We start from the raw sequence: 26456 nt of genomic DNA, 5'->3' as shown, positions 1-26456 counted from the left end.
GTGCTCCAGCATCAATTTATGTGCGATGGTGTTTGATCATTTGCATGGGAGGTATCGCTATAGACTGAAAAGACCTGATCAGCAACAGCGTCACGAACGTGCGCATCATGAAAGATACCGACGACAGCGGTATTGTTGGCGAGCGCCTTTTTAATCAATTGCACGACGACATCAGCATTTTTTTGATCCAAAGAGGCGGTTGGTTCATCCAGCAATAAAATTGGGTAATCTTGAATGAATCCTCGGGCAATATTAACCCGTTGCTGTTCACCGCCTGAAAAAGTGCTGGGGGCAAGTGACCATAGCCGTTCAGGAATATTGAGTTTTTGTAGTAGGTCGGCGGCTCTGTCTTTGGCTTCCTTGTCGGCAATCCCTCGCTCTTTTAGCGGCTGCATGACCACATCCAACGTGGCGATACGGGGAATCACGCGCAGAAACTGACTGACATATCCCATTGTATCGCGTCTGACGCTTAGTAGCTGGTGGCTAGAGGCTCTGGCCAGATCCAACATCTCTCCTTGATGACGAACGTAAATGGCACCGGAGCTTGGCAGGTAATTGGCGTATAAAGTACGTAGCAAGGTGCTTTTACCTGAACCGCTGTCGCCATGCAGCACGGTGCATTGACCGGCAAAAACCTGTAAATCAACCTTGTCTAAAACAGGCAGTTGTATACCGCCTTGATTATGCAAAGTGAAGGTTTTACTGAGCTGCTCCACATTGATCATTGTTGTCATGTTAAATATACCTTGTTAAAGAGGATTAAGGGGTCAGCACGGAAGACACTAATAATTGGGTGTAAGCATGTTGCGGATCATCGAGTACCTGATCGGTCAGTCCGGTTTCGACTATCTTGCCGTGGCGCATTACCACTAAACGTTGGGCTAGCAAGCGGGCAACCGCCAGATCATGGGTGACGATAATCACTGATAGGTTCATCTCGGTAACCAAGGTGCGTAACAGGTCTAACAAGCGGGCTTGTACCGACACATCGAGACCGCCGGTCGGTTCGTCCATAAAAACGACTCTTGGGTGCGTCACCAGATTGCGGGCAATCTGAAGACGCTGCTGCATACCGCCCGAATAGGTGGCGGGTTTATCGTCGATGCGATCCACGTCCAGTTCAACATCTTGCATCCACTTCATGCCTTTTTCGCGGATTTTCCCGTAATGTCGCTCACCGATGGCCATCAGGCGCTCACCAATGTTGGCACCTGCAGAGACCCCCATGCGTAGACCATCACGGGCGTGCTGGTGGACCACTCCCCATTCCGTTCTTAATAAGTAACGACGTTCGGTTTCTGATAGTTGGTAAAGGTTAAGCCAGTTATTTTCTCGGTTGAGATACAGTACCTCGCCATCATTTGGCGCGAGGCGGGCGGATAGACAAGTTAATAATGTGGACTTTCCAGAGCCTGACTCACCCACAATACCTAATACTTCACCGGGATAGAGGTCGAAATTAATGTCTTCACAACCTTTTCCTGGGGCGTACAGCTTGGTCAGCTTGTTCACTTTGAGTAACGGTGAATTTGAACGATCTTGTTGGAACCACTGGGTATTAGTCATGAGTTTTTTCTCCAGCTTGGGAGGGAGCCGCCTCGTTTTTACTTACCTGCTGTCGGCAGTAATCCGTGTCTGAACAGATGTAGCTGCGAGTGCCTTGATCGTCGATGATGACCTCGTCTAAGAAGCTGTCTTTTGAGTGACAAATTGCGCAACGCTCTTGCCATGTTTGTATTTCAAACGGATGGTCTTCGAAGTCCAAACTTTTGACCTTAGTGAAAGGAGGAATGGCATAAATACGCTTTTCGCGTCCTGCGCCAAACAGCTGTAAGGCTGGCATTTGATGCATCTTTGGGTTGTCAAATTTTGGAATGGGCGATGGGTCCATAATGTATCTATCATTGACTTGCACCGGGTAGGCGTAGGTGGTCGCAATATGGCCGAAATGGGCGATGTCTTCATAGAGTTTGACGTGCATAACGCCGTAGTCTTGTAGGGCGTGCATTTTTCGCGTTTCCACTTCGCTGGGTTCGATAAAGCGCAGCGGCTCAGGAATAGGCACTTGGTAAACGAGAATCTGGTCGGCTTTTAATGGCGTTTCTGGAATACGGTGGCGGGTTTGAATCAAGCTGGCTTCTACGGTGTTTTCCGTTGTCTTGACTCCCGTTAGGGCTTTAAAAAAGGCACGAATACTGACGGCATTTGTTGTGTCGTCGGCCCCTTGGTCGATGACTTTTAGTACATCAGATTCACCGATGAGCGCAGCGGTTAATTGTATTCCACCCGTTCCCCAACCATAAGGCATGGGCATTTCTCGGCCGCCAAAGGGTACCTGATAACCAGGGATTGCTACGGCTTTGAGAAGCGCACGACGTATCATGCGTTTGGTTTGTTCATCAAGATAAGCAAAATTGTAGCCGTCTTTGATGGGCTCAAGAGTGGCTTTGTTTATCGATGTAGTAGAAGAAATGCTCATGCTTGTTCTCCTGAGGCACCTTGTTGTTCGTTATCCATCCTCTCTTTGCGAAGGCGACGTAATAATTCCAACTCAGATTGAAAGTCAACGTAATGGGGAAGTTTTAAGTGAGAAACAAAGCCTGCGGCTTCCACGTTGTCACAATGGGATAAAATAAATTCTTCTTGCTGGGCCGGAGAAACGCGCTCTTCTCCGTATTTCTCGGCTTGCAAGGCCCGGTCGATTAAAGCCATAGACAGGGTTTTACGTTCGTTTTGTCCAAAGGCCAGCCCGTAGCCGCGAGTGAACTTAATATCATCGTTTTCTAACTTGCTAAAGCCATTGATCATTTCGCATTCGGTGACTTGCAGAGTACCTATATCGATACTGAAGCCCAGTTCGTCTGGGGTGATGCTAATGGTGACGTCTCCTGTGCGAATTTCACCCGCGAAAGGGTGATTTCGCCCGTACCCCCGCTGAGTAGAGTATCCCAGTGCCAGTAAAAAACCTTCATCACCACGGGCGAGGGCTTGTAGTCGAGCACTGCGATGACAAGGGTAAGCTGGTGGGTCTTGGGTGATGTCAGTGGGTGTGGTTTGTTCATCGACTTCCTCCACCATAAGATTTTCTCGCTCCAGCATTTGCAGTACACGTGTCATGGCTTCGGCATCATCTTCTTGGCTGGTCGAGGTGATCGTTTCGAGTTCTTCGGGTGTTCGGCCGTCGGCAAGTAAAGTGAAGTCTAATAGTCGGTGTGTATAGTCAAATGTGGAGCCTAGCAGTTGTCCACCGGGAAGGTCCTTAAAGGTGGCTGAAATACGCCGTTCAACTTGCATTTGTGTGGTATCGATTGGATCGCTGCTGTAAAAGCGGCTGAGTGTGGTGCGATAGGCACGTAATAAAAAAATGGCTTCAACCAGATCTCCGGCGGATTGCTTGATGGCCAAAGCCGCTAACTGCGGATCACAAATGGAACCTTCTGTCATCACACGGGCAACCGCCAAAGGCAATTGCTCGCTGATTTGTGCCACTGATAATTCAGGAATGTCCAAACTACCACGACGGGTTTTGTCGAGTAATTTGTGTGCGTTGTTTATGGCGGTTTCTCCACCCTTAACGGCAACGTACATTTAAAGTACCTCCACTTGAGTGGTTCGGGGTAAGCAAACTAAGTGCGTTTGATCGACAAAGATAAAATCCAAACCAAGTGGAAAAGAGGCATTTCGTTCCCCTGTTTGGTTTGATAAGTAATCCAATAACGCAAGCGGAAGGTCACTGATAGAAACGAATTTCGCCGTTTCTATGCCAGGTCCAGTGAGGCGTAAATTCCCCTCGTCTGAGAGATCGTCTTTTATGCTGCTGACTTGTACGATCAGGGTACAGCCTGTTTCTGGGTATTCATTTGTTCCTTTTGAAAAGTGTTGAGACAAGTCGGCAAATGAATCCAAATCACCGGGGCAAAGCAAAGCGAATAGGGCTTGTTGGCTTTCGTCAATAATGGACACGCCAGTATGAAAATGCAGATTGTGTTTTATATTCGTGGTATGAAAATGGGGTGATAGCCAAAGCGGTGTTTGCTGGTCTAGCATGGCTTGGCATATGGCGAAGGTGTTGGCATTGAGATGATCGATGGGGTCAGGTGAACTCACTGAAACCAGAGTGCCGGGCTCGCTCATGGCTTTGAGTAATTGTCGAAAGGCTATTTGACTATCATGAATGATATGTTGGAAACCTTTCACTAAGGTAGGTTTGGTCATGGTTAGTCTTCTCCTCTCACTAGAGTAAAAAAGTTCACCTTGGTTTGGGCGACTTCATTCGCTTTCCTTTTTTTCTGCTCGGCTAAGTGGTGTGCCAAGGGCTGGATAATGTTGGTTATCAAGTCTTGTTGGTAGGCTTGGTCTTGTAGCATGGCATCCAGTTGCGCAGCGCGAGTAGCGTGTTCTTTATTGCGTCCTGCAATGTAGCTGTGACCATAATGACCATTGCTGGAACGCACCACACATCGGGTCATGGTCATATCGCCAAGGTTAAATTGAGATCCGGTACCACCCATGCGACCACGCACTTGGGTTAGGCCTACTTCGGCTGCGCGGATGGTTTCAAAGCGATGTTCATTAATATAAGTATCTGATAAGGCGATTAACGTTTCTGAACGTGATTTTGCCATTACTGACATCCAGTGCTGTCGCGCTTGTTGGTTTGACTCGGTAAGGTTTTCACTTGACATCATTAAGGCTCCACGCTGTATTCAAAAATATCGCTGCGGCTGATGCTAATTGAATACTCCATCAGCTCACCGCTTTCGATTAGAAAATATTGAGAATGAATTTCCATGACTGGAACCCCACGACCAATTTGTAGCTGCTGACATTCATCAAAGGTTGGCATTCTGGCTTTAAGTCGTGTGGTGCCTCGGGTGGCATGAAAGTGATAGTGTGTTTTTAAAAAGCCGTGTAAGGATCCCGATTGGTATTGGCTCATAATCTCTTTGTCGACGCCAAACAAGTGATGTTTGATCAGCGTGGTGGCTTGCTTATTAATAGAGCGACAGGTTTTGATTAACAACACCTCTTGTTTTGTGCTCAGTTTAAGGCGCAAAGCAAGCTCTTGGGGAAGCTTGTATTCACAGCATTCGAGCACTTGAGTGTCTAATGTTAAACCTGCTTTTGAGAGGTTGTAGGTAAAGCATGACTGGTTATTCAGGGAGTAATCAATAGCTGGTCGGGTCACTTGATTACCAAGCCCTTGAAATCGTTTTACTAAACCATCTTGTACCAGTTCATCAATAGCGCGACGAACCGTGTGCCGATTGACATTAAAGCGACTGGCTAACTTTTGCTCGGCTGGTAGTAAATCACCCGATTCGTACTGATGGTGAATTTCATTTTTTAGTTGTTGGGCAATATCTAAATAAATGGCCATGATGTTCTCATTCATATTTCTTGGTTTGTCTAGACAAATTTATAAGACAAAAAAAGAAACAAATTATGGGTTTGTTGAAATCATGGTAGGGGAGATATGTGACGGTTTGGTTATCTAGACAAGTCAAAAAAATGAAGAATACATGACAGTGATTTTTTGCCGAGCAATGAAATAAAGTCAGTCTATTCTCTTACTTTTCCTATTTTACTCATGATCAAAGCTTATCTGATATAAGTCATCACCAGACTTTGGCTGTCCCGTTATTATGTCCTTTTAAAGTCTTTTTCGTGTTGTTGTAAAAGGAATATATATGAAGGTGGGTGGTGTAAAAATTGTCCCAGGAATGATTTCGATCATTGTGACATTGGGGCTTTGGTTTGTCGTGCCAGTGCCTGAAGGGGTTTCTGCCAACGCTTGGCATTTACTGGCTTTGTTTGTGGGGACCGTCGTTGCGATCATTGGTAAGGTGATGCCCATTGGCGCGATTGCGATTCTGGCGATCACTTTGGTTGCCTTCACGGGAGTGACTAATAATTCCCCCTCAGGTGCGATCAAAGATGCGTTAAGTGGCTTTTCAAATTCGCTTATATGGTTGATCGGTATTGCTATTATGATTTCACGTGGGCTTGCTAAAACGGGGCTAGGGAATCGCATTGGCTATTATTTTATTTCTCTGTTTGGCAAGAAAACCATTGGTATTGGTTATGCTTTGGCGATTTCGGAATTAGTGATTGCCCCCGTGACGCCGAGTAATACCGCCCGTGGTGGCGGTATTATTCATCCCATTATGAAATCCATCGCAACCAGTTTTGGTTCTTCGCCAGAAGAGGGCTCGTCTCGTAAAATTGGTCATTACTTAGCTTTGGTGAATTACCATATTAATCCGATTACCTCGGCCATGTTTATTACAGCGACTGCTCCCAACCCCTTGATTGTGAAGCTCATATCCGATGCAACTGGAGCGAACATTAGCATCACTTGGGGCACTTGGGCATTGGCCGCTCTTTTGCCTGGCTTAGTGTGTATTGCGCTTGTGCCCTTAGTGGTTTACGCCATTTATCCGCCAGAGGTCAAAAGCACACCGGATGCGAGGGACTTTGCCAAATCCAAACTCAGTGAAATGGGGGTAATGAGCTACGGTGAAAAAGTCATGGTGGCGGTGTTTGCTCTCCTACTGATCCTTTGGGCCGGTGTACCTGCGATGCTTTTTGGCTCGGCATTTGCCGTTAATACAACCGCAGTCGCTTTTTTAGGATTGTCGGTGCTATTAGTCACAGGTGTATTAAGTTGGGAGGATGTTCTTAAGGAAAAATCCGCTTGGGATACCGTTGTTTGGTTCTCTGCCTTGGTGATGATGGCCACCTTTTTAAACAAGCTTGGCTTGGTGCATTGGTTTTCCACCGTGGTAGAAAGCAATATTGAGCATTTAGGCTTTGGTTGGGAAATTTCGGTGTTGATCTTGGTGGCAACTTATTTCTATGTGCATTACTTTTTTGCCAGTACGACGGCCCATATCACCGCCATGTTTGCGGCTTTTTACGCGGCGGGTTTGTTATTAGGCGCACCTCCTTTGTACCTTGGTTTATTGCTTGCCGGTGCTTCGTCTTTGATGATGTCACTGACTCACTATGCCACAGGGACATCGCCGATTATCTTCGGCTCTGGTTATGTGTCCATGGAAGATTGGTGGATTATGGGATTCATCATGAGCCTAGTGAACCTCTCAGTTTGGGGCATCGTTGGTGGTCTATGGTGGAAAGTACTGGGTTATTGGTAGAGTCCTTTTATGATGGTTGTGCTTGCGGCTTCGTGCAAAGGTCTCTGGTAGGCCATCATTTTGCTTATAAAGGTTCACGTTTGACTGTATTTCCTTTCTCTACTGGGTAACATGAAGCATTAGCTTTTGGCTTGATGTAGCTGAGGAGAAAGGAAAGTGACAAAAAAACAATTTTGGGTGGATCCGTATCAGACTGAACTGACGACGACTATTAGCAAACTGGATGGAAACCAAGTTGAACTTGCCGAAACGATTTTCTATGCGGAGTCGGGTGGCCAAGAAAGCGATGGAGGCACGATTGGCGGTTACCAGGTAGTCAGCGCTGAGAAAAGGGATCAATCGATTCTTTATACGCTGGAGTCGACTGCAGGTTTGCAGATTGGGCAAACCGTCGATGTCAAAATAGATTGGCCAAGGCGATACAACTTGATGCGTCTGCATTTCGCTGCGGAAGTGATTCTTGAGTTGTTTTATAAAGTGATTCCCAATCTTGAAAAAATGGGGGCGCACATTTCAGAATCGAAAAGCCGTATTGATTTTGAGTTGCCAGAAAGCATCTCGCCCATGTTACCCGAGATACAAGCCCAAGCTCAGTCGTTATTTGATGCCGATTTGCCCATCGAGAAAGACTTTTCGGATGTACAAAAGGGGCGGCGTTATTGGAAGGTCGAACATTTTGCTCAAGTGCCATGCGGTGGCACCCATATTAACCGCACCTCAGAAGTGGGACGCATCAAACTAAAACGCAAAAATATAGGCAAAGGGAAAGAGCGAGTCGAAATTTATCTGGTATGACCCTATTTGCCGACTCCGTGTTTTGTAATATGTCCTCGATCTTGTTTTAGGTCGTTCTGTGTTTCTCTTTTCCTCATAGTGATTGTGTTTGCAATAACGATGAGGAGTGAAGTAATGAAATTAGTGTTGGTTTTGATGTTACTGGCAGTGAGTATCACCAGTAAAGTCATAGCACAAGATACGGTGGGTTTTGAGCAAATTATTTTGTATCCGGACAGTGATAGACCCTTAAAAACCGGTATTTGGTATCCGTCACAGACGCGTTTTCCAGTAAAGAGAGTTGCTGAAAATGCAGCGTTTATTGGAACGGATGTGGTCCGAATTGGGACGCCAATGACGGGAAGTTTTCCACTGGTGGTCATTTCTCACGGTTATAGCGGGAACTGGCGTAATCAAAATTGGTTAGCAACTAAGCTGGTTCAAGAGGGTTATATAGTCGCGGCCCTTGATCACCCTGGCACCACGACGTTCGACCGCTCACCACAAGCGGCTGCGCAATGGTGGCAACGCCCCCAAGATATATCACGTTTATTGGATTGGTTGTTACGCTCATCCATGTGGCGTCGTGACATTAATCACCACGATATTACCGCTATAGGGCATTCTTTGGGAGGCTGGACTGTGATGCTTTTAGCGGGCGCGCAATTTGATCGAAGCCAGTTGAAGCAGGAATGCCTTGCCAAGCCAAATCCTCGAATATGTGGTTTGATGCCTGAATTGGGCTTGGATAAGCCGCAAATCGGTGAACCAACAGGAAGCCTAAAAGACAAGCGGATTAAACGAGTCGTTTCGTTGGATTTGGGCCTAGCACGAAGCTTGTCACGTCACAGTTTACAAACTTTGACCACACCCACTCTGATACTCGCCGCAGGTGTTGATATTGGCGATTTACCGCAAGCGGAAGAATCGGGTTTTCTCGCAAAGTATATTCCTAAAAACAAGCGTCATTACATTGTCTATCCTGATGCTGCGCATTTTAGCTTCATTCAGCTGTGTAAACCGGGGGCGATAACGATGATCGACAAAGAAAACCCAGGTGATGGGATTGTTTGTCGAGATGGTAAGGGACGTTCACGAAAGGCGCTGCATCAAGCCATGTATCAGGACATTTTGTCTTTTCTACGTCAGTCTTAATTTATTGTCTGTTCGAGCGTCGAAAGGCGCTCGGCGTCTGCGCAGTGACACGGGCAAACTCTCTATTGAAATTGGATTTGGTTTGGAAGCCAGAGTCTAAGTAGATTTGGGTGATGGGCTTATCTGTTGTAATGAGCAGCTGTTTGGCGCGTTCGATACGGTATTCGTTAACCACTTGAGATACGTTTCGCCCATAAATTTGATTTATTGCGTTGGAAATCTGGCGTGCGGGAATGCAGGCCTTTCTGGCAAGTCTGTCTAACGAGAGGTCTGGGTCTAAAAAAACTTCTGTTTTAGTGAATAGGGTGTCTATTTTATCTATTATGGTTTTCGCTTCGTTGTCGGTTTGCTGATACGTCCTATTCGTTTGCTCTTCTAACGTGATTTCTTCTTCATTTTCATTGGCTGTTTCCGTCATGCTTGGTGCGATACTTAGGCTAATCCTGATCACTGCGATAGCGAGCATTGGCAATAATATGGCGTGACCTATGGATAAGATATGAATGGCGTGAACGCCTGCGAAAAGCGAGAAATCAATGGCCAACGCGCCATCAATACAAGCCGACATTAACAACATGGCCCCCGCCACACGTTCTGCTTTTAGTGCTTGATCAATATCGGATAAACGTACCTGCTCAGGAATGTTGGTTACTCTATATGAGGCTCGAATCAGTGCGACGCCGTAGCTTACATAGAGTAATGTCAAAAGAGGGTCTAAAGGCGGTCGCCAAAAGGGATAAGTAAGAGAGCCTAAAAAGACAAAAATAGGCGGCAATAGATGCCAAAATCGAAATCGATGACGTTGATAAGCGTTCGCAAAACAGTACCAAGCGGTAACAGGGATGCATGACGCCAAGATGGGTTGGAAAAAACGAAACAGTGGGTAATCAAATGTCCAACGTAGACCAACGACTGTTGTCGTTAGGGTGCATAAAGCAATAAAGACAAATGCTGAAGGGGTGGTTTCTTCGCGTCGAATAAACAGCAGAATAGCCAAAATCCCTAGCAACAGGGCGACCACAAAAGGTAAGGGAATAGCAATCATCTAAACTCCGTTTCTTATTTCTTTGGTTGCTATTATGACCTAGAAAGTCATCAAGGACGTCCTAGAACCTGATTTAGGACGCTATTGTCTCCTCAAAACTCTAGATTTTTATCTTCGATCGGTTTTGTTGGAGAAAAATATGAACGGGTATTTTGATGGTTGGCGGCGTTTTTGGCAATTTTCAGGAAGAGCATCGCGAGGAGCCTTTTTGACCTTCTTTTTAGTGAATATGTTGATCTCTGCGCTGTTTGTTGCTTTGGAAGCCTTCTATCTGACGGCATGGAAAGTTGAAGTCATTTACAGCTTGCTGATTTTGCTTCCCATGTTGTCTTTAACGGTGCGAAGACTGCACGACACAAATCGCTCTGCGTGGTGGTTATTGGTTATCTTAGTCCCTGTGGTTGGTATGGTGCTTTGGCTTATTTTAATGGTTTTGCCGAGTAAACCACAAAGCGATAACAATGCTTATTCACAACATGACACAACACTTTGAGCAGGGAGCACTATATGAAAAATATTAATCATTTATCTAGAGTGTTGTGTATATGTGTAGCGTTCTTTTCTGTCTCCGCCGGTGCTCATGATGTCAGCAACTCAGGCACTAGACGACAAAAAGAGGCATTACAATCAGACGATATAAAAGCCGTTGTTTACATCAAATCCCCTAAAGAAGGCACATTATTACAACTGAGAGGGATTGCGGGAAAAGGTCAGCTTGTTTTCAGGCAGTCCATCATCGGTCATAAAGACAAAACTGTCTGTTTTTCGACACCAGTCCGATTTGCCGCAGGAGATTTTGGCGGATCTGACATTGGTATTCGTGCAGGCGACCCTATACGTCTGGTAATTTACTCGAATAAGGTATTGAAAAAGCTTATCGCAGGGGAGGAAGTTGTCAGTGAAAATTACGTCATCACCGATCAACGTAATACCCAACTTGGTGATATCAAAATTGCATCCGGTTTAACACTCAGTTATGGCTTTGTGCTTAATCCAGGGGAATGGTCCTGGTCGTCCTTTTTTGGGCTTGATAAAAATAAAATAGATTGTAAGTGGTTGCGTGCTTCTTAATGTTCTACAGAGGCATGATAAAATTCATTAAGCTTAGCATAATGGTTAAATGACCTTTCTAGTGATGTAATCTTTTATGAAATGGTCAAGTTTCCTTCGATGATGATGTCCTGTGTTTCTTTTGTATTACCTTGAATATTTTGTAGCAGCATGTTTATGGCCGCTAGGCCAAGAGCATAGGTATCGTGTTTAATACAAGGAATGGTTATGCCAAAGGTTCGTGCAAAAGGAATAGGGTCGATACTCATAAAACCGAAGTCTTGAGAGTCCAAACCTGCTTCTTGAATCGCTTCTAAAGCCCCTAGTGAGATAAGAATGTTCAGTCCGAAAATTGCTTTTGGTAAAGCATTTTTTTGAATCAAATCGATCATTGCTTGTTTTGAAGGCGCTTTTGTATAGTCACCATATCTTATGGTCAGTTTAGTGTGACTATTTTGATCGACAATAGCCTGTTTGATTCCCGCAATACGAGTTTGAGTGATTTGTGATGTTTGTGGACCTGCAAGAACAAGAATATCTTCAAATCCCTTTTTTATAAGATCTTCTATTCCTTTGTAAGCGCTATTAAAATTGTCCAAATAAACACCAGGAAAATCGACGGTATGGATTTTTCTATCAATTTGGACCACAGGGATATTGGCAATTTTAAGCTTATGCAAGTAGCTTGGTGTGTAATTTTTATCATCGGACACAGCAGACAAAATAATACCGGATACTTGATAGCTTAATAGGGTTTCAATGGCCTTTTTTTCTTGTTCCTCAGAGCCGTCAGTGTCAAAAAGCATAAGAGAATAATTACTTTCTTTAGCCGCGTGGTTGACGGCTTTGAATGTGTTTTCGTAAAACGGGTTGTCTATATTGGCAATAATCAAGCCTATGATTTGGCTTTGCTGATTTTTCAGATTACGGGCAAGGGCATTGGGAACATAATTTAACTCTGAGGCCGCAGCAAGTATCCGTTCAAGCGTTTCACGCTTCACTTTTTCTGGTGTATTGAGGGCACGCGATACTGTAATCGTTGTCATGCCAACATGTTTGGCGACGTCGGTGATGGTCGTTTTTTTTTGATTTTTTTTCATATTTTTATTGCATTATGTGAAAAGTGTGTGCTAGGTTCTAAGACGTTACTCGAAGTAATATTAACAGCTTAGCTAGTAAGTTCAGTGATTACTAGCTTTTTTAAGTTTGGTTAATGTTATCGTTAACATTTTATTGGTCGTGATGCGGAGTTTTTTTTAGCGTGTATGTTAACGTTAACATTGCGGCTAACTTTTAATACCTAACTCTAAAAATAACTAAAGGTGTAACGTATGCTTTCTCTAAAAAATAAACTAGGCACGGCCCTAGTCAGTATTGGTTTAGCGTCTGCTTGCATTTCTACTGCGAATGCTGATCCGTTAAAAATAGGCATGTCCTTTCAGGATCTTAACAATCAATATTTTGTTGTGATGAAACAAGCCTTGGAAAACGCGGCTAAGTCTATTGGTGCACAGGTTGTTGTTACTGATGCTCACCATGATGTTTCTAAGCAAATCAACGATGTTGAAGATATGATTCAGCGTGGTGTTAATATTCTCATTCTAAATCCTACTGATTCTGTTGGTGTCGAGCCTGCAGTTAGCGATGCTCATAAAGCGGGTGTGGTTGTCGTTGCTGTTGATGCTCAGGCAAAAGGCCCCCTTGATTCATTTGTGGGTTCTAAAAACTATGATGCGGGTTACATGTCCTGTAAATACCTAGCAAAAAACCTAAAAGGTAAGGGCGAGGTCGCTATTCTAGACGGCATTCCCGTTGTTCCCATTTTAGAACGTGTACGTGGTTGTAAAACGGCTCTTAGTAAGTTTCCAGGTATCAAAATAGTAACCACTCAGAATGGTAAGGAAGAGCGCTCCTTATCTATGACGGTGACAGAAAATATGCTTGAAGCGAATCCGAAGCTGGCGGGCATATTTAGTGTCAATGATACCGGGGCCTTGGGGGCACTGAGTGCCATTGAGTCAAGTGGCATGAACGTTAAGTTAGTCAGTGTAGATGGTAACCCTGAAGCAGTCAGTGATATTGCGAAGCATAATCCTTACTTTATAGCTACTGCTGCACAATTCCCTCGAGATGAAATCCGTTTGGCGCTTGGCATTGCTCTAGCCAAATATTGGGGCGCCAATGTTCCTAAGACTATACCTGTCGATGTGAAGTTGATTGATCGCAAGAATGCGGACAAGTTCCATTGGTAGTCTGTTAATAAGCCCTTCTTACTTTAGAAGGGCTATTTTCAATATAGGTACAGTCTTATGAGCAATCTGCTTAAACTCGAAAATATATCGAAAAATTTTCCGGGAGTAAAAGCTCTCTCCAATATCGGTTTATCCTTAAACTCAGGTGAAGTGCTCGCTCTACTTGGTGAGAATGGTGCGGGTAAGTCAACGTTGATGAAGGTGCTAAGCGGAATTTACCAACCCGATACTGGCTCAATTTCCATTGATGGTAAGACGATGTCGTTTGATAGCTATAACGATGCGATTGAAGCTGGCATCAGTATTATCTTCCAAGAATTCAGTCTAGTACCTTACCTGAATGCTGTAGAAAATATCTTCCTAGGCAGAGAGTTGAAAAATGCTGTGGGCCTTTTACGTAAAAAAGAGATGATTAAAGAAGCAGAGTCTCTGTTTAAGCGATTAGGTATCTCAATTGATCTTTCTTTGCCAATTCACGACCTTAGCGTGGCGCAGCAGCAATTTGTTGAAATCGCTAAGGCGCTGTCCTTAAACGCCCGAATTCTAGTTCTTGATGAACCAACCGCCACACTGACTCCGTCAGAGGCAGAGCGCCTATTTAAAATCATGCGAGAGTTACGCTCTCAGGGTGTAGGCATGATTTTTATCTCACATCATATGGATGAAATATTTGAAGTATGTGATCGGGTGACCGTGTTGCGTGATGGTGAGCGAGTCGGCGACGCGTCTGTGTCGGAAGCGCATGTGGATGATTTGGTTGAAATGATGGTTGGTCGAAAAATTGAGAACACTTTTCCCGCCAAAAAAAACGTCCTAGAGAGTGGTGAATTGGTATTAAACGCAAAATCCATTCAGCTGACAAAAGACAGTCCTATTAATCATTTTGAATTGCATAAAGGAGAAATTTTAGGCTTTGCCGGTTTGGTTGGGTCAGGTAGAACTGAATTGGTCATGGGCCTGATTGGCGGGACGCCTGCTTATAAAAAAGACATTGAAATATTAGGGAAGCCAGTCCGTCTTGCTTCCCCCGCCGATGCACTTATTGCTGGTATTGGTATTCTTCCCGAAAGTCGAAAATCGGAAGGATTAATTTTACCTTTTAATATTCGCGACAATATCACTATTAATAATTTAGCAAAATACTGTTCTAAAATCGGTTTTATAAACCGTTCAGATGAATCTGAATCTGTTAATAAGCTAATGAAAAAAGTTCAAATTAAAGCGCCTGATCATGAAACAACAGTCGGGAATCTAAGTGGTGGTAATCAACAGAAAGTGGTTATTTCTCGATGGCTAAATCATGATTGTCAAGTGCTGGTCTTTGATGAACCGACGCGAGGCATCGATATCGGTGCTAAAGCAGAAATATATCGATTGATGAGAGCTCTGACAGAAACGGGTATCTCTATCATTATGATTTCTTCTGAATTACCTGAAATTGTAGGTGTGAGCGATAGAGTTGCCATTTTTAAACAGGGTCACATAGTGAAAATCTTATCTGGTGATGATGTCCACTCTAATGAAATCATGAAGTATGCGACTGGTGGAGTGAAAAGTGAGTAATACATTAGAAAATAATCTTAATAATCACGGGCAGGTTAGCATGAACAATCAATTGACTCGGTGGCGTAAATCACCAATATTTTATCCTTTATTGGGCTTTATTGTTGTGTTTGTCCTGATGGCATTCACGAATGATAATTTTTTAACGGTCAATAATCTCAGTAACGTGGCCAGACAGGTATCCATTAATGCCATTATTGCAGTGGGTATGACATGCGCCATATTAACAGGAGGGATAGACCTATCTGTTGGTTCGGTTATGGCCTTATCTGGAACGATTGCGGCTGGCCTCATGATGGCAGGTTTTTCGCTTGAGGTAGGTGTTCTTGGTGGCTTAGTCGTGGGTGCTTTATTTGGCGGTGTCAATGGTGCTTTTGTGGCTTACGCTAAAATGCCTCCAATTATTGTTACTCTCGCTACGATGGGGATTGCCCGTGGTCTAGGCCTAATTTATACCGGCGGTTATCCTGTCGATGGTTTGCCAAACGGATTTGCGTTCTTAGGACGTGGCGAAATAATGGGTATCCAAATGCCTATTATTGTGATGATCGTGGTGTACATATTTGCCTACATTCTGCTAAACAAAACGCCGATAGGGCGCTACATCTATGCTATTGGTGGCAATGAGAACGCTACTCGTCTTAGTGGTGTTCGGGTGTCCCGTTACAAACTGCTGGTTTACACAATAAGTGGTTTTACGGCTGCGATTGCTGGCATGGTTTTAACTTCTCGCTTGATGAGTGGCCAGCCAGGTGCGGGAGTTGGGTTTGAATTGGATGCCATTGCTGCGGTGGTACTAGGCGGTACCGCAATTTCTGGCGGTCGGGGGGCGATTATAGGGACATTAATTGGTGCCTTTATGTTAGGCGTTTTAAATAACGGTTTAAACCTGATGGGCGTCTCTCCCTACATTCAAAATGTCATTAAAGGCGTCATTATTCTGTTAGCTATCTACATTGGTAGGTCACGAGAGAAATAAGTTTTTGAGTCAATAATGCCGTCATTAAAGTGATTTTAGGATACAAGCTTATGGCGGTGATTTCACACAAATAATAATAAGAGTAAGAAGTTCACAATGAAAGCATGCCTACGAGACATTCTATTATCTTCTTATCTCGTTATGACGGAGACTGTCTAATGGAATACGTGATTGGTATTGATATTGGGACGCAGAGCACCAAAGCGCTGTTAGTCTCTAAAGAGGGGGAGATTATTACTCAAGCGTCCCAAGGTTATAAAATCGATCAGCCTCAACCTATGTGGGTGGAGCAATGGCCAGATGTTTGGTGGAATGCCGTTAAACAATCGATAAAGGACCTTATATCAAAGTCTAACGTTGCAAGGCGTGATATTAAAGCACTTTGTGTGAGTAGTTTATATGGTGGCTCTGGAATAGCTGTTGATGAAAATATAAAGCCTCTTTACCCTTGTCTTATCTGGATGGATCGCCGTGCAGATAAAGAAGTTGAGCAAATAAAATCAACTGTCGATCTTGACCGTTTGTATAACATAACCGGCAACGGTGTAGACAGTTATTACGGTTACAGCAAAATATTGTGGCTAAAAAATAATCGTCCTGATATTTGGCAAAAAACACGTTATTTATTACCTCCGAACAGTTTCATAGAGTACCTGCTCACTGGTGAAATTGCAGTCGATCATAGTTCCGCAGGCAATATTGGCGGAGTGTATGACATACACCAGCGTACTTGGTCGCAGGAAATGTTAGCGGCTTTAGATCTACCGAGTGCTGTATTCCCCAAGCGTTTGGTTGCTTCTGACGAGATCGTGGGGAAACTGCTACCTGATATTGCTCAAGGGCTAGGGCTCGCAACGGATATGCCGGTCGTGGCTGGTGGGGTTGATGCCGCCATGGCAACGCTGGCTGCCGGTGTGACTGAGCCAGGTAATCATGTAGCAATGATTGGGACGAGCATGTGTTGGGGTTTTATCAATAAGCAGATTGATGCCAAAAATGGCCTAGTTAGCATGCCGAATGTGGTGAACAGCCAAGAGGATGTGTATATCTTTGGTGGTGCTATTAGTGCTGGCGCTTCGGTTAGCTGGTTTCGCGATCAATTTTGTCAGCAAGAAAAAATGGCCAGTGATTCATTGGATGGCATTGATACTCATGAATTACTGGAACTCAAAGCCAAAAAAATATCAGCTGGGTCTGATGGTGTTATCTTTCTGCCATACCTAATGGGGGAAAGAAGCCCCATTTGGGATAGTAACGCCAGCGGTGCTTTTGTTGGCTTATCTTTGTTCCATACTAAGTCTCATATGTATCGCGCTGTGTTGGAGGGGGTGTCCTTTGCGCTTCGACATAACATGGAGTGTGGTAAGCAAGCCGCTGAAAAACTCGATGAGCAGTTAATTGTGGTTGGTGGTGCCGCGCAATCGGATATGTGGATGCAGATAATCGCAGACATCACGGGCTTTGATGTTTATACCATAGAGCAAGAAGTCGAGGCGCCTCTCGGCGCAGCATTATTAGCAGCCAAGGCCATTCACTTAATTGATGATATTGACGCGATAAAACAGTGGCGGAGGCTGAAATTAAGAGCTTCGGTGATTAAGGAAAATCAGCGTCGATACGAACAAATGTTCGAGGTTTATGAGCGTTTATACGTCACGATGAAAGGCTCAATGCATGACCTAAAACGGATTGCTTAAGGGTTTCAATACTGGTGCTTTTCGCTTGGACTCATTACGGCAGTCAAGTTATCTATGTAGAGGTTGGTTGCGGCACGCAGGGTGCAAAAGTGGTTGTCTTGTGGACGCCATAAAAAAGCGTATTGCCCAAGGCTATAGTGAACATGAGCCTATCAGTGTGGCTAACGGTCATGGTGAGCAAGACCATAAATGGTGGATCGAAGCTTTCTTAAAGGTATGTCAATCGGCGGTAGAGAGCCGCAATATTCAAACTTGTGAGATAAAGGCCATTGGTATTTCTGGTCAGCAGCATGGTTTGTTGCTGGATAAAAAGGAGAGGTAATTCGCCCAGCAACTACTCTTTGCTGTGAATGAATAAGACAAGAATAAACATCAACTAGGGGTGTGTTTATGTTCGAAGATTTAAAAGATAAAACCATTGTCGTAACAGGTGCCAGCAGTGGTATTGGCTGGTATTCAGTAGAAGAGCTATGCCGTGTTGGCGCTAAAGTGGTCGCTATTGGTCGAAATAATGAGCAATTAGCACAGCTGCAAACACAAACAGGCTGTCAGACTATTGCCGCCGATCTCGCTCTTGAATCAGGCATTAATGAGGTGGATTCACAATTAGGCGAAGTGGATGGTTTGGTGAACTGTGCAGGTCTTGCGCTACTAGAGCCTGTTACTGAAGTAACAGGCTCAGCATTTAGCCAAATGATGGATATCAATGCGAAAGCGGCGGCATTAATGAGCAAAATCGTTTCACGCCGGATGATTGAGCAAGGAAAGGGCGGGTCCATTGTGAATGTATCTAGCCAAGCGGCTCTTGCTTCCTTAGTTGATCATCTTGGGTACAGTGCTTCGAAAGCCGCAATGGATGCCATGACACGTGTGTTGTGTGCCGAACTTGGCGCTTACAACATTAGAGTAAATAGTGTTAATCCAACGGTCACCTTAACACCAATGGCCAAAGTTGGTTGGAGTGATCCTGTTAAAGCTGAAGGAATGTTAAGCCGGATCCCTCTACATCGATTCGCCGAACCTTTGGAAGTGGTGCATCCAATTATGTATTTGCTAGGAGACCACTCTAGCATGATTTCTGGTATCACCTTGCCTATTGATGGAGGCTTTACAGCGGGTTAATTATTTTTGAAATAAAAATGACAACGTTAACATTTTATAAAGTCGATAATCCAATCATTCTTTTGATTGTCGAATGACCTAAAAAAACAAATAGGAGTAATAACCATGTCACAAAAACTCGAAGGGAAAATTGCTGCGGTAACTGGTGCTGCGTCAGGCATTGGCTTAGCAACCGTTAAAGAAATGATTGCTGCTGGTGCTCAAGTTGTATTGATAGATCGTGATGAAGTGGCGCTTAATAGAGTTTGTGAAGAGCTTGGAGATTCTGCCATCCCTCTGGTGATTGATCTGCTCAACCCAGAAAGCTGTGCGAGTTTATTGTCCAGCGTGCTAGACAAAACTGGACACATAGATATTCTCTATGCAAATGCGGGGAGCTACATTGGCGGCGACTTGATTGATGCCGATCCTGATGGCATTGATCGTATGTTAAATTTGAATGTTAATGCAGTTATGAAAAACGTCCAAGCCGTTTTGCCTCATATGATTGAGCGTGGCACCGGTGACATTGTGGTAACCGGATCTGTCGCCGGACATTTTCCTGTACCATGGGAGCCAGTCTACGCGGCTTCGAAATGGGCAATTAATTGTTTCGTGCAAACAACACGTCGTCAAGTAAAAGATCATGGCATTCGTATGTCTGCAGTGTCTCCTGGCCCGGTAGCGAGTGCTTTGCTGGCGGACTGGCCTGAAGAGAATCTTCGAAAAGCAAAAGAGAGCGGCAGCATTATCGAGCCTGAAGAAGTTGCCGACGCGGTTATGTATATTTTAACTCGCCCACGGCATGTCACGATTCGCGATATGATTGTTTTGCCATCAGCGTTTGATATGTGAGTTCAAATAAAGCAAAGGGCAGCCAAATGGTTGCCCTTTTGTTTATCCGATCAGATAAATCGTTGTAAAGTTGCTTAATTAAGAGACTTTAGGAATCCCTGTGATATAACCCACAGCAGCACCATAACGATCTTTGTAGTTAGCTCGGACGTATGGATCTAATACATCTTTTACTTTGTCATGCAATGGGCTTTCCCAGTCGCCTGGGTGCTGCATGTTGCTCATGATGTAGGTCCAGCCGTTAATTTCGTCAACTGCATGCAGTCCCGTTGATTCCGCACCAGCTGGGCAAGACATAATGCGGGATAGGTCACCACTGTCTACATTATAGGCCCATAAGAAGTTGTTAACATGATTGCCGCTGTCTTCACCAATAAACAAAGTGCGAAGCTTTTCAGAGTACTTGATGTTATCTGGGTTAGCGATACGGTCAGCATGGGCTGTATTGCCGATTGCATCGGCTGTTTTTAGATCTTCACCCGTTAGATTGAATGGGGCGTGCATGTGAACGGATACCCATTCGCTGTCAATGCGGTTGCCATCACTGTCTGTTTGACCGCCTGTTAGCTTGTGCTCGTATACGGCACCGGCTTTTGGCCCCTGAACATGGATGTCATTGCTACCATCCGTCATGGTTTTATAGATGTAAGACATCGCGGAGTAGGCTTTTTTGTCTTTGATATTGACCGTTGTACCTTCCATTTTGGTAAAGCCTAAAGAGCCACCAACAAGTGCCGCATAACGGTGTGTTTCCAAGAAGGCCGCTTCTTTTTCCATACCTGGTTTCAGTTTTACCCAGTTTGGTTTGCCGCCGTAGCCAATCTTTGTGAAGCTTGGGTCTTTTGGGTCTTTATGATGGATTTCCATGATGTCAGAAGATTTGATGCCCGCATCAACCAGACGTTTGATTTCATCGCTGTTGGCTTCGCCCAGTTTGATCCAAGAAATATCACCCGCACCTGGGCCTTCGTTGGAAGTTTGGTGCCATTTTCCTACGTATAACTTACCAGAAGACAAATCACGTGGTTTGTCAGCAATAAACATGAATAGACCGCCATTTGTGGCATCGTCACCCATGATGACGGTGCGTTCATCTGGCATGACTTGAACGAGCTCATGAGAAATGCGGCCCATACAGTAATGCTTGGTGATGGACCCTGTACCGTCTTTGTTGACGGTGACTTCTGGCAGGTGACCATAATTATAAGGTGTGGCCGTGTTTTCATTACCGAATAAATTTTTGCTGTAGGCCTTGAAACGCTTATCATCCATTTTTGATGCGTCAGGCTCATATTCTTCGCTGGAAAGGTGAGTGCCCCATGGTGACAAGCTCGCCCCGCAGGTGATCCATAAACCACCAACACTGGACGTATCAACATTATGATATTTCACCAGTTTCAATTCACCCGTTTCTTGGTTTTGATCCAGTGTTAATACGGCAATAGGAGAGGGGAGACGACCATACATATCATTACCGCCACCGTCACGGGAGGTGTACTCAAATTGAACCACCGCAAATACTGGTTTGCCATAAACGCCAGGTACGTTTGCACCTTCTACCGTTAATAGACTCGAACCATCTGGACAGTCTGAGAAGAATTGGCGATTACCCGCTGTTGGGTCGTTGATTGGACGGTTGTTAATGTCGTAATAGCCACCTGCAACGACTGTACCTCCTTTGCCATCTGGCACTTTGTCGCCAGAGATGAAAAAAGGATGATAGTCTAGTTTAACAAGGCGGCTAGAACCATCTTCGAACTTAAGCTGCATTGCCGAATTGATATAGGTTGTCGCCATGGCGGCTGGGTTGCTTAATGATGGCGCAGTCATTGGGACAAAGCTAACGGAAGCCAATGGAGAGTCTGTGATGTTGTCGGCAAACGCTTTGGAAGTGAATATACCTCCCGCTAGAGGGAGTAAAGGTGCGCCTGCCATAAAGCCAAGCATACGACGACGAGTATTATCAACGGACTGGGTCATTTCTTTGTTCCTCATTGAGTCAGGGAGATACCTGATTGATATGTAGTAGAAATATCGATCTCTGCCCGATCGAATTTATCGCCAATGAGTAGACCACAGTAACAATGACAATTTCATGACAATTTATTTACTATAAAGGCATTTTATTGGGATTTTGTGCATGAAAGTTGTTTTTATTTGCTTATTGTCTTGTCATAAAAGTGCAAGGGTGAGGTTTAAATGTGCAATGGTACTGATTGGATTGTGCTGGTGATGCTTGCTTCATAGAATCAAATCTCACTTTTCATAGAATCGAATCGTTTTTTTTATAGAGGAGATTGTATGTTGCTATTTTTCAATAGAGGTAGGTGAGCATGAAAAAAGTTTTTTTTAAGAAGTTGCAGTCTCTTACTGCCATTCTTGTTTTGAACACAATGCCTGTAAGTTACACGCAGGCGAGTACGGTTTTTTCGACGCAGTCCGTTTCACCAGGTGTTGTGGTGAATGAACGGAGAGAATCTCGAGGCACTTCTTCTCCCCGCGTTACTTTACAGTCCTTGTATTTTCAAAATTCTTTAGATCACATAAAACGTAGTGCCGAGTCTAAAAATGCTACTTACCACGTAGCGCTTGCGATGGTAGAAGAGGCTTATCAGGATCATTTTGATGAAGTGTTAGATGCCTATGAAAAGGCGTTGAAAAACGCGGAATTAAATCAGGATCCTAAACTTATTGCAGAGGCGAAAACATCGGCAAAAACCGAGTTGGCTCATCTGAAGCTAATTCGTAGTAAAAAGCTTGATGAATTTGCCCGTCAGTTTGGAGTGGTATAACGCTTTTTATGGCTTTCTAGACTAGCCTTTGACATTGTTCTCTTTTTTAGTCGTAATTTTTTTAGCGATTAATTCCATGCTGTTATATTCTTTACAGAGCGTTTATCTATCAGCTAACTGAATGAAAAGAGAAGGAAAGGTATGGGTTGGTATCTGGTTGCCTTTAAGAAATATGCTGTGTTTTCAGGTCGTTCGTCTCGCAAAGAGTTTTGGTGTTTTGTTATGAGTAATATGGTTGTCAATCTATTGCTTACTTTCTTGTTTTTTTTGCAATCCTTCTTGTCAAAATCACTGATCACCTTGGACCAATTGATGGTTGTTGTTTTGGCGTTTAATCTTTTGACCTTATTACCAACCATAGGGGCGACCATTCGCCGTCTGCATGATATAAACCGTTCCGGTTGGTTTATTTGTCTAAATGTGATCCCTGTATTTGGAACCCTATTGTTAATCTTTCTCTTATCTATAGAAGGTTCTATTGGCGACAATCGATTTGGCGAAGACCCAAGCTGGATAACATCAAGGAGCGCTCCAATCACAATTTGATAAATTAGATAATCTATTTATTATATTTTTATAAAGGGGGATGCTGGTACTTAAGTACTGGCTTTTGAGTGTGAATAAAAAAGGCAAGCCATATTCTGGCTTGCCTTTTTAGTGTGTTGCATTTAATGCTTAGTTTAGCTTTCGTAGCTGTCGATCGGTGGGCATTCGCAAAACAAGTTACGGTCACCGTAAACGTTGTCGATACGACCAACACTTGGCCAGTATTTACGCCCTTTGATCCAAGGTAATGGGTAGGCTGCTTCTTTTCGCGAATAAGCATGGTTCCATTCCATGTCTAACAGACTGTCTGCTGTGTGCGGAGCATTGACAAGGGGGTTGTCTTCTAAGGGCCATTCACCCGATTGTACTTTACTGATCTCGTTACGAATTTGAATCATGGCGTCACAGAAACGATCAAGCTCTTCTTTGCACTCGGATTCTGTCGGTTCGATCATCAGTGTGCCAGCCACAGGGAAAGACATCGTTGGAGCATGGAAACCAAAGTCCATTAATCGTTTAGCAATGTCTTCTTCGCTAATGCCAGATTCTGCCTTGATTGGACGAATATCGATAATGCATTCATGGGCAACTGTGCCATTTTTGCCTGTGTAAAGCACGGGGTAATGATCGGCTAAACGCTTGGCAATGTAGTTGGCGTTCAAAATGGCGTTAAAGGTTGCATCCCGCAGGCCTTTGTCTCCCATCATTTTGATGTACATCCAAGTAATAACAAGAATGCTTGCGCTACCGTATGGGGCTGCGGAGACCGCGCCATGTTGCTCTGTCATACCCATGACTGGCTCAATGCTATGGCCAGGAAGGAAAGGCGCAAGGTGTGATTTAACACCAATTGGCCCCATGCCTGGGCCACCACCACCATGTGGAATGCAGAAGGTTTTGTGTAGGTTCAGGTGGGAAACATCGCCACCAAATGCGCCTGGAGGAGCAATGCCAACAAGCGCGTTCAAATTGGCGCCATCAATGTATACTTGACCACCGAATTTATGGACAATCTCGCATACTTCGCGAATGTGCTCTTCGAATACACCATGAGTAGATGGATAGGTTGCCATGATGCAGCTTAGTTCAGCAGTGTGCTTTTCTGCCTTCTCGGCGAGGTCGACCAAGTCAATGTTGCCGTCTTCGTCACATTTAACAATCACGACTTTCATGCCAGCCAAAGCAGCAGAAGCAGGGTTTGTACCGTGGGCAGAACTTGGGATCAAGCACACATTTCGATTGTGATCACCTCGTGACTTATGGTATTTGTCGATAGTGAGCAGACCCGCGTATTCCCCTTGAGCGCCAGAATTCGGCTGAAGAGAAATCGTATCGTAACCAGTGGCTTTTGCTAACATGTCGATCAACTCAGACAACAGGGCGTGGTAGCCCGCTGCTTGGTTTTGCGGTGCAAATGGATGGATGCTGCCGAACTCCGCCCACGTGACGGGAATCATTTCAGACGCCGCGTTTAGCTTCATGGTACAGGAGCCAAGTGGGATCATGCTTTGGTTCAAAGCAATGTCTTTGACTTCGAGTTGATGTAGGTAGCGCATCAACTCGGTTTCGCTGTGATGGGAGTTGAAGACGGGGTGCGTTAAGATGGCATCTTGGCGCAGTAAACTTTCATCAAAGCCAACGCCTGCCGCACTTGAGTCGATATCGTTTTGGCTTAATGTTATGCCAAAACACGCCGCTAGATCGATCACATCTTCTGTCGTGGTGGTTTCGCTGAAAGAAATCGACAATGCATGATCAGACACTTGAAAAAGGTTGATCAGCTTGGCTTGAGTTGCCTCAATAATACTCTGTGTTTTGTCTTGGGTATCGACAACAAGGGTATCAAAGTAGTTGGCATTGGTCGTAAAGCCTTTCTGTTGCAATGCAGTTGCAAAGCAGTGGGTCAATGCGGCAACGCGAGAAGCGATTTTCTTTAAACCAGCAGGGCCATGGTAAACGGCGTAAAAGCCAGCCATCATGGCGAGTAGTGCTTGAGCCGTACAAATGTTGGAAGTGGCTTTCTCGCGACGAATGTGTTGTTCGCGAGTCTGCATCGCCATGCGAAGGGCTGGTTTGCCATGGCTATCTTTAGAAACGCCAATAACACGGCCTGGCATGGAGCGTTTGAACGCATCTTTGGTCGCTAAAAATGCTGCATGAGGACCACCGAATCCCATCGGTACGCCAAAACGTTGTGCACTACCGAAAACAATGTCCGCTCCCATATCGCCTGGGGATTTAATCAACACAAGGGCTAATAAATCGACGGCAACACTGGCCAATGCATTTTGCTCATGCGCTTGAGCGATAAGATCGGTTAGATCGATAACTTCGCCATTGGTGCCTGGGTATTGGAAAATGGCACCGAATACATCGTAATGGCCTAGGTTGTCGTTATTATCAACAACTACTTCAATATTCAGTAGTTCGGCGCGTGTTTTAACTACATCAATGGTTTGCGGCAGTAGCTGGTCTGAAACAAACAAGGTGTTACTTTTTTTGCGGTTAGAGCGCTTCATGAGCGTCATGGCTTCGGCAGCGGAGGTAGCTTCGTCTAACAGTGAAGCGTTGGAGATTTCCATGCCGGTTAAGTCAATGATCACTTGTTGAAAGTTTAATAGCGCTTCCAGGCGGCCTTGCGAAATTTCAGGTTGGTAAGGGGTATAAGCCGTGTACCAGCCTGGATTTTCTAATAAATTGCGTACAATAGGCGAAGGGACATGTGTATCGTGATAACCCATGCCAATAAAGGAGCGTGCCACCGTGTTTTTGTTAGCAATGGCTTTGAGTTGTTTTAGTGCGTCGCTTTCACTGGCTGGTTGGGTAGACAGGTCAAGGTTTGCTTGACGAATCGCTTCGGGAATGGTCTTTTCAATTAACGCATTTAATGAGTCGACACCAATTGTCTGCAACATCAGACTCTGTTCAGATATGTCTGAGCCAATATGGCGTGCTATGAATTCGTCATTGTTTTGCAAATCACGGATGCACGAGGTCATGGTAATAATCACCTATTAAAATAAAGCAGAAGAGATGGGCTCTCTTGCTGTTAGCAGCAACATACGCGCTAGCAGTAAGAGAGCGGATAACAGAATTATTCGATGCTTGACGCGTAAGCGTCTGCATCCATTAACTTACTAAGGTCTGCGCCTTCAGCAAGTTTGATTTTAGCAATCCATGCGTCTTGGTATGGCGATTCATTGATCAACTCAGGTGAGTCTTCTAATGCTTCGTTTATTTCAACTATGACACCAGTGACCGGTGCATAAATGTCAGAAGCGGCTTTGACCGATTCAACCAATGAGAATTGCTCGGTTGCAACGGTTTCTGCATCCACTTCAGGTAATTCAACATAAACCACGTCACCTAAAAGGTCTTGTGCGTGGTCTGTAATGCCCACGGTCACAGTGCCGTCACCATTATCCAACACCCACTCGTGAGAATCAGCGTATTTTAGGTTATCTGGAATAGTGCTCATATCTTTGCC

The 26456-nt window shown here is 44.6% G+C and carries 26 protein-coding genes; 14 read left to right on the top strand and 12 right to left on the bottom strand.

Translation table 11 applies throughout. The features are described 5' to 3' along the window. Positions 1-11: 11 nt before the first annotated feature. Genes phnL through phnF form a run of 7 tightly spaced genes read right to left on the bottom strand, consistent with a single transcriptional unit; the run spans position 12 to position 5383 of the window. Positions 12-737, bottom strand: coding sequence for a phosphonate C-P lyase system protein PhnL (gene phnL, locus AC0VYG_RS12370; RefSeq protein WP_475428307.1), 726 nt, complete (start codon positions 735-737; stop codon positions 12-14). A gap of 25 nt (positions 738-762) precedes the next feature. Beyond that, positions 763-1569 carry a phosphonate C-P lyase system protein PhnK gene (gene phnK / locus AC0VYG_RS12365; protein WP_475428306.1) on the bottom strand — a complete coding sequence of 269 codons (807 nt, stop codon included), beginning with the start codon at positions 1567-1569 and terminating at the stop codon, positions 763-765. After that, positions 1562-2482: an alpha-D-ribose 1-methylphosphonate 5-phosphate C-P-lyase PhnJ gene (locus AC0VYG_RS12360; protein WP_475428305.1), complete on the bottom strand. Its 921-nt coding sequence runs from the start codon at positions 2480-2482 to the stop codon at positions 1562-1564. Before AC0VYG_RS12360 ends, phnK begins: the two co-directional genes overlap by 8 nt. Beyond that, on the bottom strand, positions 2479-3591 hold the full coding sequence (locus AC0VYG_RS12355; protein WP_475428304.1) for a carbon-phosphorus lyase complex subunit: 1113 nt from the start codon (positions 3589-3591) through the stop codon (positions 2479-2481). Before AC0VYG_RS12355 ends, AC0VYG_RS12360 begins: the two co-directional genes overlap by 4 nt. Continuing rightward, positions 3592-4218, bottom strand: a complete 627-nt coding sequence (phnH, locus tag AC0VYG_RS12350; RefSeq protein WP_475428303.1) for a phosphonate C-P lyase system protein PhnH — start codon at positions 4216-4218, stop codon at positions 3592-3594. A gap of 2 nt (positions 4219-4220) precedes the next feature. Continuing rightward, the gene (gene phnG / locus AC0VYG_RS12345) at positions 4221-4691 is read right to left on the bottom strand and encodes a phosphonate C-P lyase system protein PhnG (RefSeq protein WP_475428302.1); all 471 of its coding nucleotides are present in this window, start codon (positions 4689-4691) and stop codon (positions 4221-4223) included. Next, positions 4691-5383, bottom strand: coding sequence for a phosphonate metabolism transcriptional regulator PhnF (gene phnF, locus AC0VYG_RS12340; RefSeq protein ID WP_475428301.1), 693 nt, complete (start codon positions 5381-5383; stop codon positions 4691-4693). The genes phnG and phnF overlap by 1 nt, the downstream gene beginning before the upstream one ends. Positions 5384-5693: 310 nt before the next feature. On the opposite strand from phnF, the gene AC0VYG_RS12335 reads away from it, so the two are divergent. The 3 genes from AC0VYG_RS12335 to AC0VYG_RS12325 all read left to right on the top strand — a co-directional run bounded on the left by AC0VYG_RS12335 (position 5694) and on the right by AC0VYG_RS12325 (position 9089). Beyond that, positions 5694-7160: an anion permease gene (locus tag AC0VYG_RS12335; protein ID WP_475428300.1), complete on the top strand. Its 1467-nt coding sequence runs from the start codon at positions 5694-5696 to the stop codon at positions 7158-7160. 156 nt (positions 7161-7316) lie between these two features. Further along, positions 7317-7955 (top strand): alanine--tRNA ligase-related protein, encoded by a 639-nt coding sequence (locus AC0VYG_RS12330; protein ID WP_475428299.1) that lies wholly within the window; start codon positions 7317-7319, stop codon positions 7953-7955. Positions 7956-8069: 114 nt separating this feature from the next. Continuing rightward, entirely contained in the window at positions 8070-9089 is a 1020-nt protein-coding gene (locus AC0VYG_RS12325; RefSeq protein ID WP_475428298.1) for an alpha/beta hydrolase family protein, read from the top strand. Between the two features lies 1 nt (position 9090). Here AC0VYG_RS12325 and AC0VYG_RS12320 read toward each other — a convergent pair whose 3' ends face one another. Beyond that, positions 9091-10134 (bottom strand): helix-turn-helix domain-containing protein, encoded by a 1044-nt coding sequence (locus AC0VYG_RS12320; RefSeq protein WP_475428297.1) that lies wholly within the window; start codon positions 10132-10134, stop codon positions 9091-9093. A gap of 139 nt (positions 10135-10273) precedes the next feature. On the opposite strand from AC0VYG_RS12320, the gene AC0VYG_RS12315 reads away from it, so the two are divergent. Further along, a complete protein-coding gene (locus AC0VYG_RS12315; RefSeq protein WP_475428296.1) occupies positions 10274-10627 on the top strand; it encodes a DUF805 domain-containing protein in 354 nt (117 codons plus the stop codon). 14 nt (positions 10628-10641) lie between these two features. Next, complete coding sequence (locus AC0VYG_RS12310; protein ID WP_475428295.1) at positions 10642-11205, top strand: hypothetical protein; 564 nt, start codon at positions 10642-10644, stop codon at positions 11203-11205. Positions 11206-11279: 74 nt separating this feature from the next. Here AC0VYG_RS12310 and AC0VYG_RS12305 read toward each other — a convergent pair whose 3' ends face one another. Then, positions 11280-12284 (bottom strand): LacI family DNA-binding transcriptional regulator, encoded by a 1005-nt coding sequence (locus AC0VYG_RS12305; protein ID WP_475428294.1) that lies wholly within the window; start codon positions 12282-12284, stop codon positions 11280-11282. 231 nt (positions 12285-12515) lie between these two features. Here AC0VYG_RS12305 and AC0VYG_RS12300 point away from each other — a divergent pair, with 231 nt between their 5' ends. The 7 genes from AC0VYG_RS12300 to AC0VYG_RS12270 all read left to right on the top strand — a co-directional run bounded on the left by AC0VYG_RS12300 (position 12516) and on the right by AC0VYG_RS12270 (position 19631). Beyond that, complete coding sequence (locus AC0VYG_RS12300; protein ID WP_475428293.1) at positions 12516-13436, top strand: substrate-binding domain-containing protein; 921 nt, start codon at positions 12516-12518, stop codon at positions 13434-13436. A 57-nt stretch (positions 13437-13493) separates the two neighbouring features. Next, on the top strand, positions 13494-14999 hold the full coding sequence (locus AC0VYG_RS12295) for a sugar ABC transporter ATP-binding protein (RefSeq protein WP_475428292.1): 1506 nt from the start codon (positions 13494-13496) through the stop codon (positions 14997-14999). Further along, positions 14992-15978, top strand: a complete 987-nt coding sequence (locus AC0VYG_RS12290) for an ABC transporter permease (RefSeq protein WP_475428291.1) — start codon at positions 14992-14994, stop codon at positions 15976-15978. Before AC0VYG_RS12295 ends, AC0VYG_RS12290 begins: the two co-directional genes overlap by 8 nt. Before the next feature lie 158 nt (positions 15979-16136). Next, positions 16137-17675: an FGGY-family carbohydrate kinase gene (locus AC0VYG_RS12285; protein ID WP_475428290.1), complete on the top strand. Its 1539-nt coding sequence runs from the start codon at positions 16137-16139 to the stop codon at positions 17673-17675. A gap of 100 nt (positions 17676-17775) precedes the next feature. Further along, positions 17776-17997 carry an FGGY family carbohydrate kinase gene (locus tag AC0VYG_RS12280; RefSeq protein ID WP_475428289.1) on the top strand — a complete coding sequence of 74 codons (222 nt, stop codon included), beginning with the start codon at positions 17776-17778 and terminating at the stop codon, positions 17995-17997. Positions 17998-18065: 68 nt separating this feature from the next. Then, positions 18066-18797: an SDR family oxidoreductase gene (locus tag AC0VYG_RS12275; protein WP_475428288.1), complete on the top strand. Its 732-nt coding sequence runs from the start codon at positions 18066-18068 to the stop codon at positions 18795-18797. 105 nt (positions 18798-18902) lie between these two features. Next, positions 18903-19631 carry an SDR family oxidoreductase gene (locus AC0VYG_RS12270; protein ID WP_475428287.1) on the top strand — a complete coding sequence of 243 codons (729 nt, stop codon included), beginning with the start codon at positions 18903-18905 and terminating at the stop codon, positions 19629-19631. A 78-nt stretch (positions 19632-19709) separates the two neighbouring features. Here AC0VYG_RS12270 and AC0VYG_RS12265 read toward each other — a convergent pair whose 3' ends face one another. Beyond that, positions 19710-21611: a PhoX family protein gene (locus tag AC0VYG_RS12265; RefSeq protein WP_475428286.1), complete on the bottom strand. Its 1902-nt coding sequence runs from the start codon at positions 21609-21611 to the stop codon at positions 19710-19712. 353 nt (positions 21612-21964) lie between these two features. Between AC0VYG_RS12265 and AC0VYG_RS12260 the strand changes: the two genes are divergently transcribed. Continuing rightward, positions 21965-22423 (top strand): hypothetical protein, encoded by a 459-nt coding sequence (locus AC0VYG_RS12260; protein ID WP_475428285.1) that lies wholly within the window; start codon positions 21965-21967, stop codon positions 22421-22423. A 141-nt stretch (positions 22424-22564) separates the two neighbouring features. Further along, positions 22565-22969 (top strand): DUF805 domain-containing protein, encoded by a 405-nt coding sequence (locus AC0VYG_RS12255; RefSeq protein WP_475428284.1) that lies wholly within the window; start codon positions 22565-22567, stop codon positions 22967-22969. Between the two features lie 134 nt (positions 22970-23103). On the opposite strand, the gene gcvP is transcribed toward AC0VYG_RS12255, so the two are convergent. Next, a complete protein-coding gene (gene gcvP, locus AC0VYG_RS12250; RefSeq protein ID WP_475428283.1) occupies positions 23104-25968 on the bottom strand; it encodes an aminomethyl-transferring glycine dehydrogenase in 2865 nt (954 codons plus the stop codon). Positions 25969-26063: 95 nt separating this feature from the next. Beyond that, positions 26064-26447, bottom strand: coding sequence for a glycine cleavage system protein GcvH (gene gcvH, locus AC0VYG_RS12245; RefSeq protein ID WP_475428282.1), 384 nt, complete (start codon positions 26445-26447; stop codon positions 26064-26066). Between the last annotated feature and the right edge of the window lie 9 nt (positions 26448-26456).

The organism is Marinomonas sp. 63XJN7_7_ISO-PGPR-S23-202 (assembly GCF_056173505.1).
Note: the sequence above shows the minus strand (reverse complement) of the source record. Positions and strands in the feature narration are given on the sequence as shown.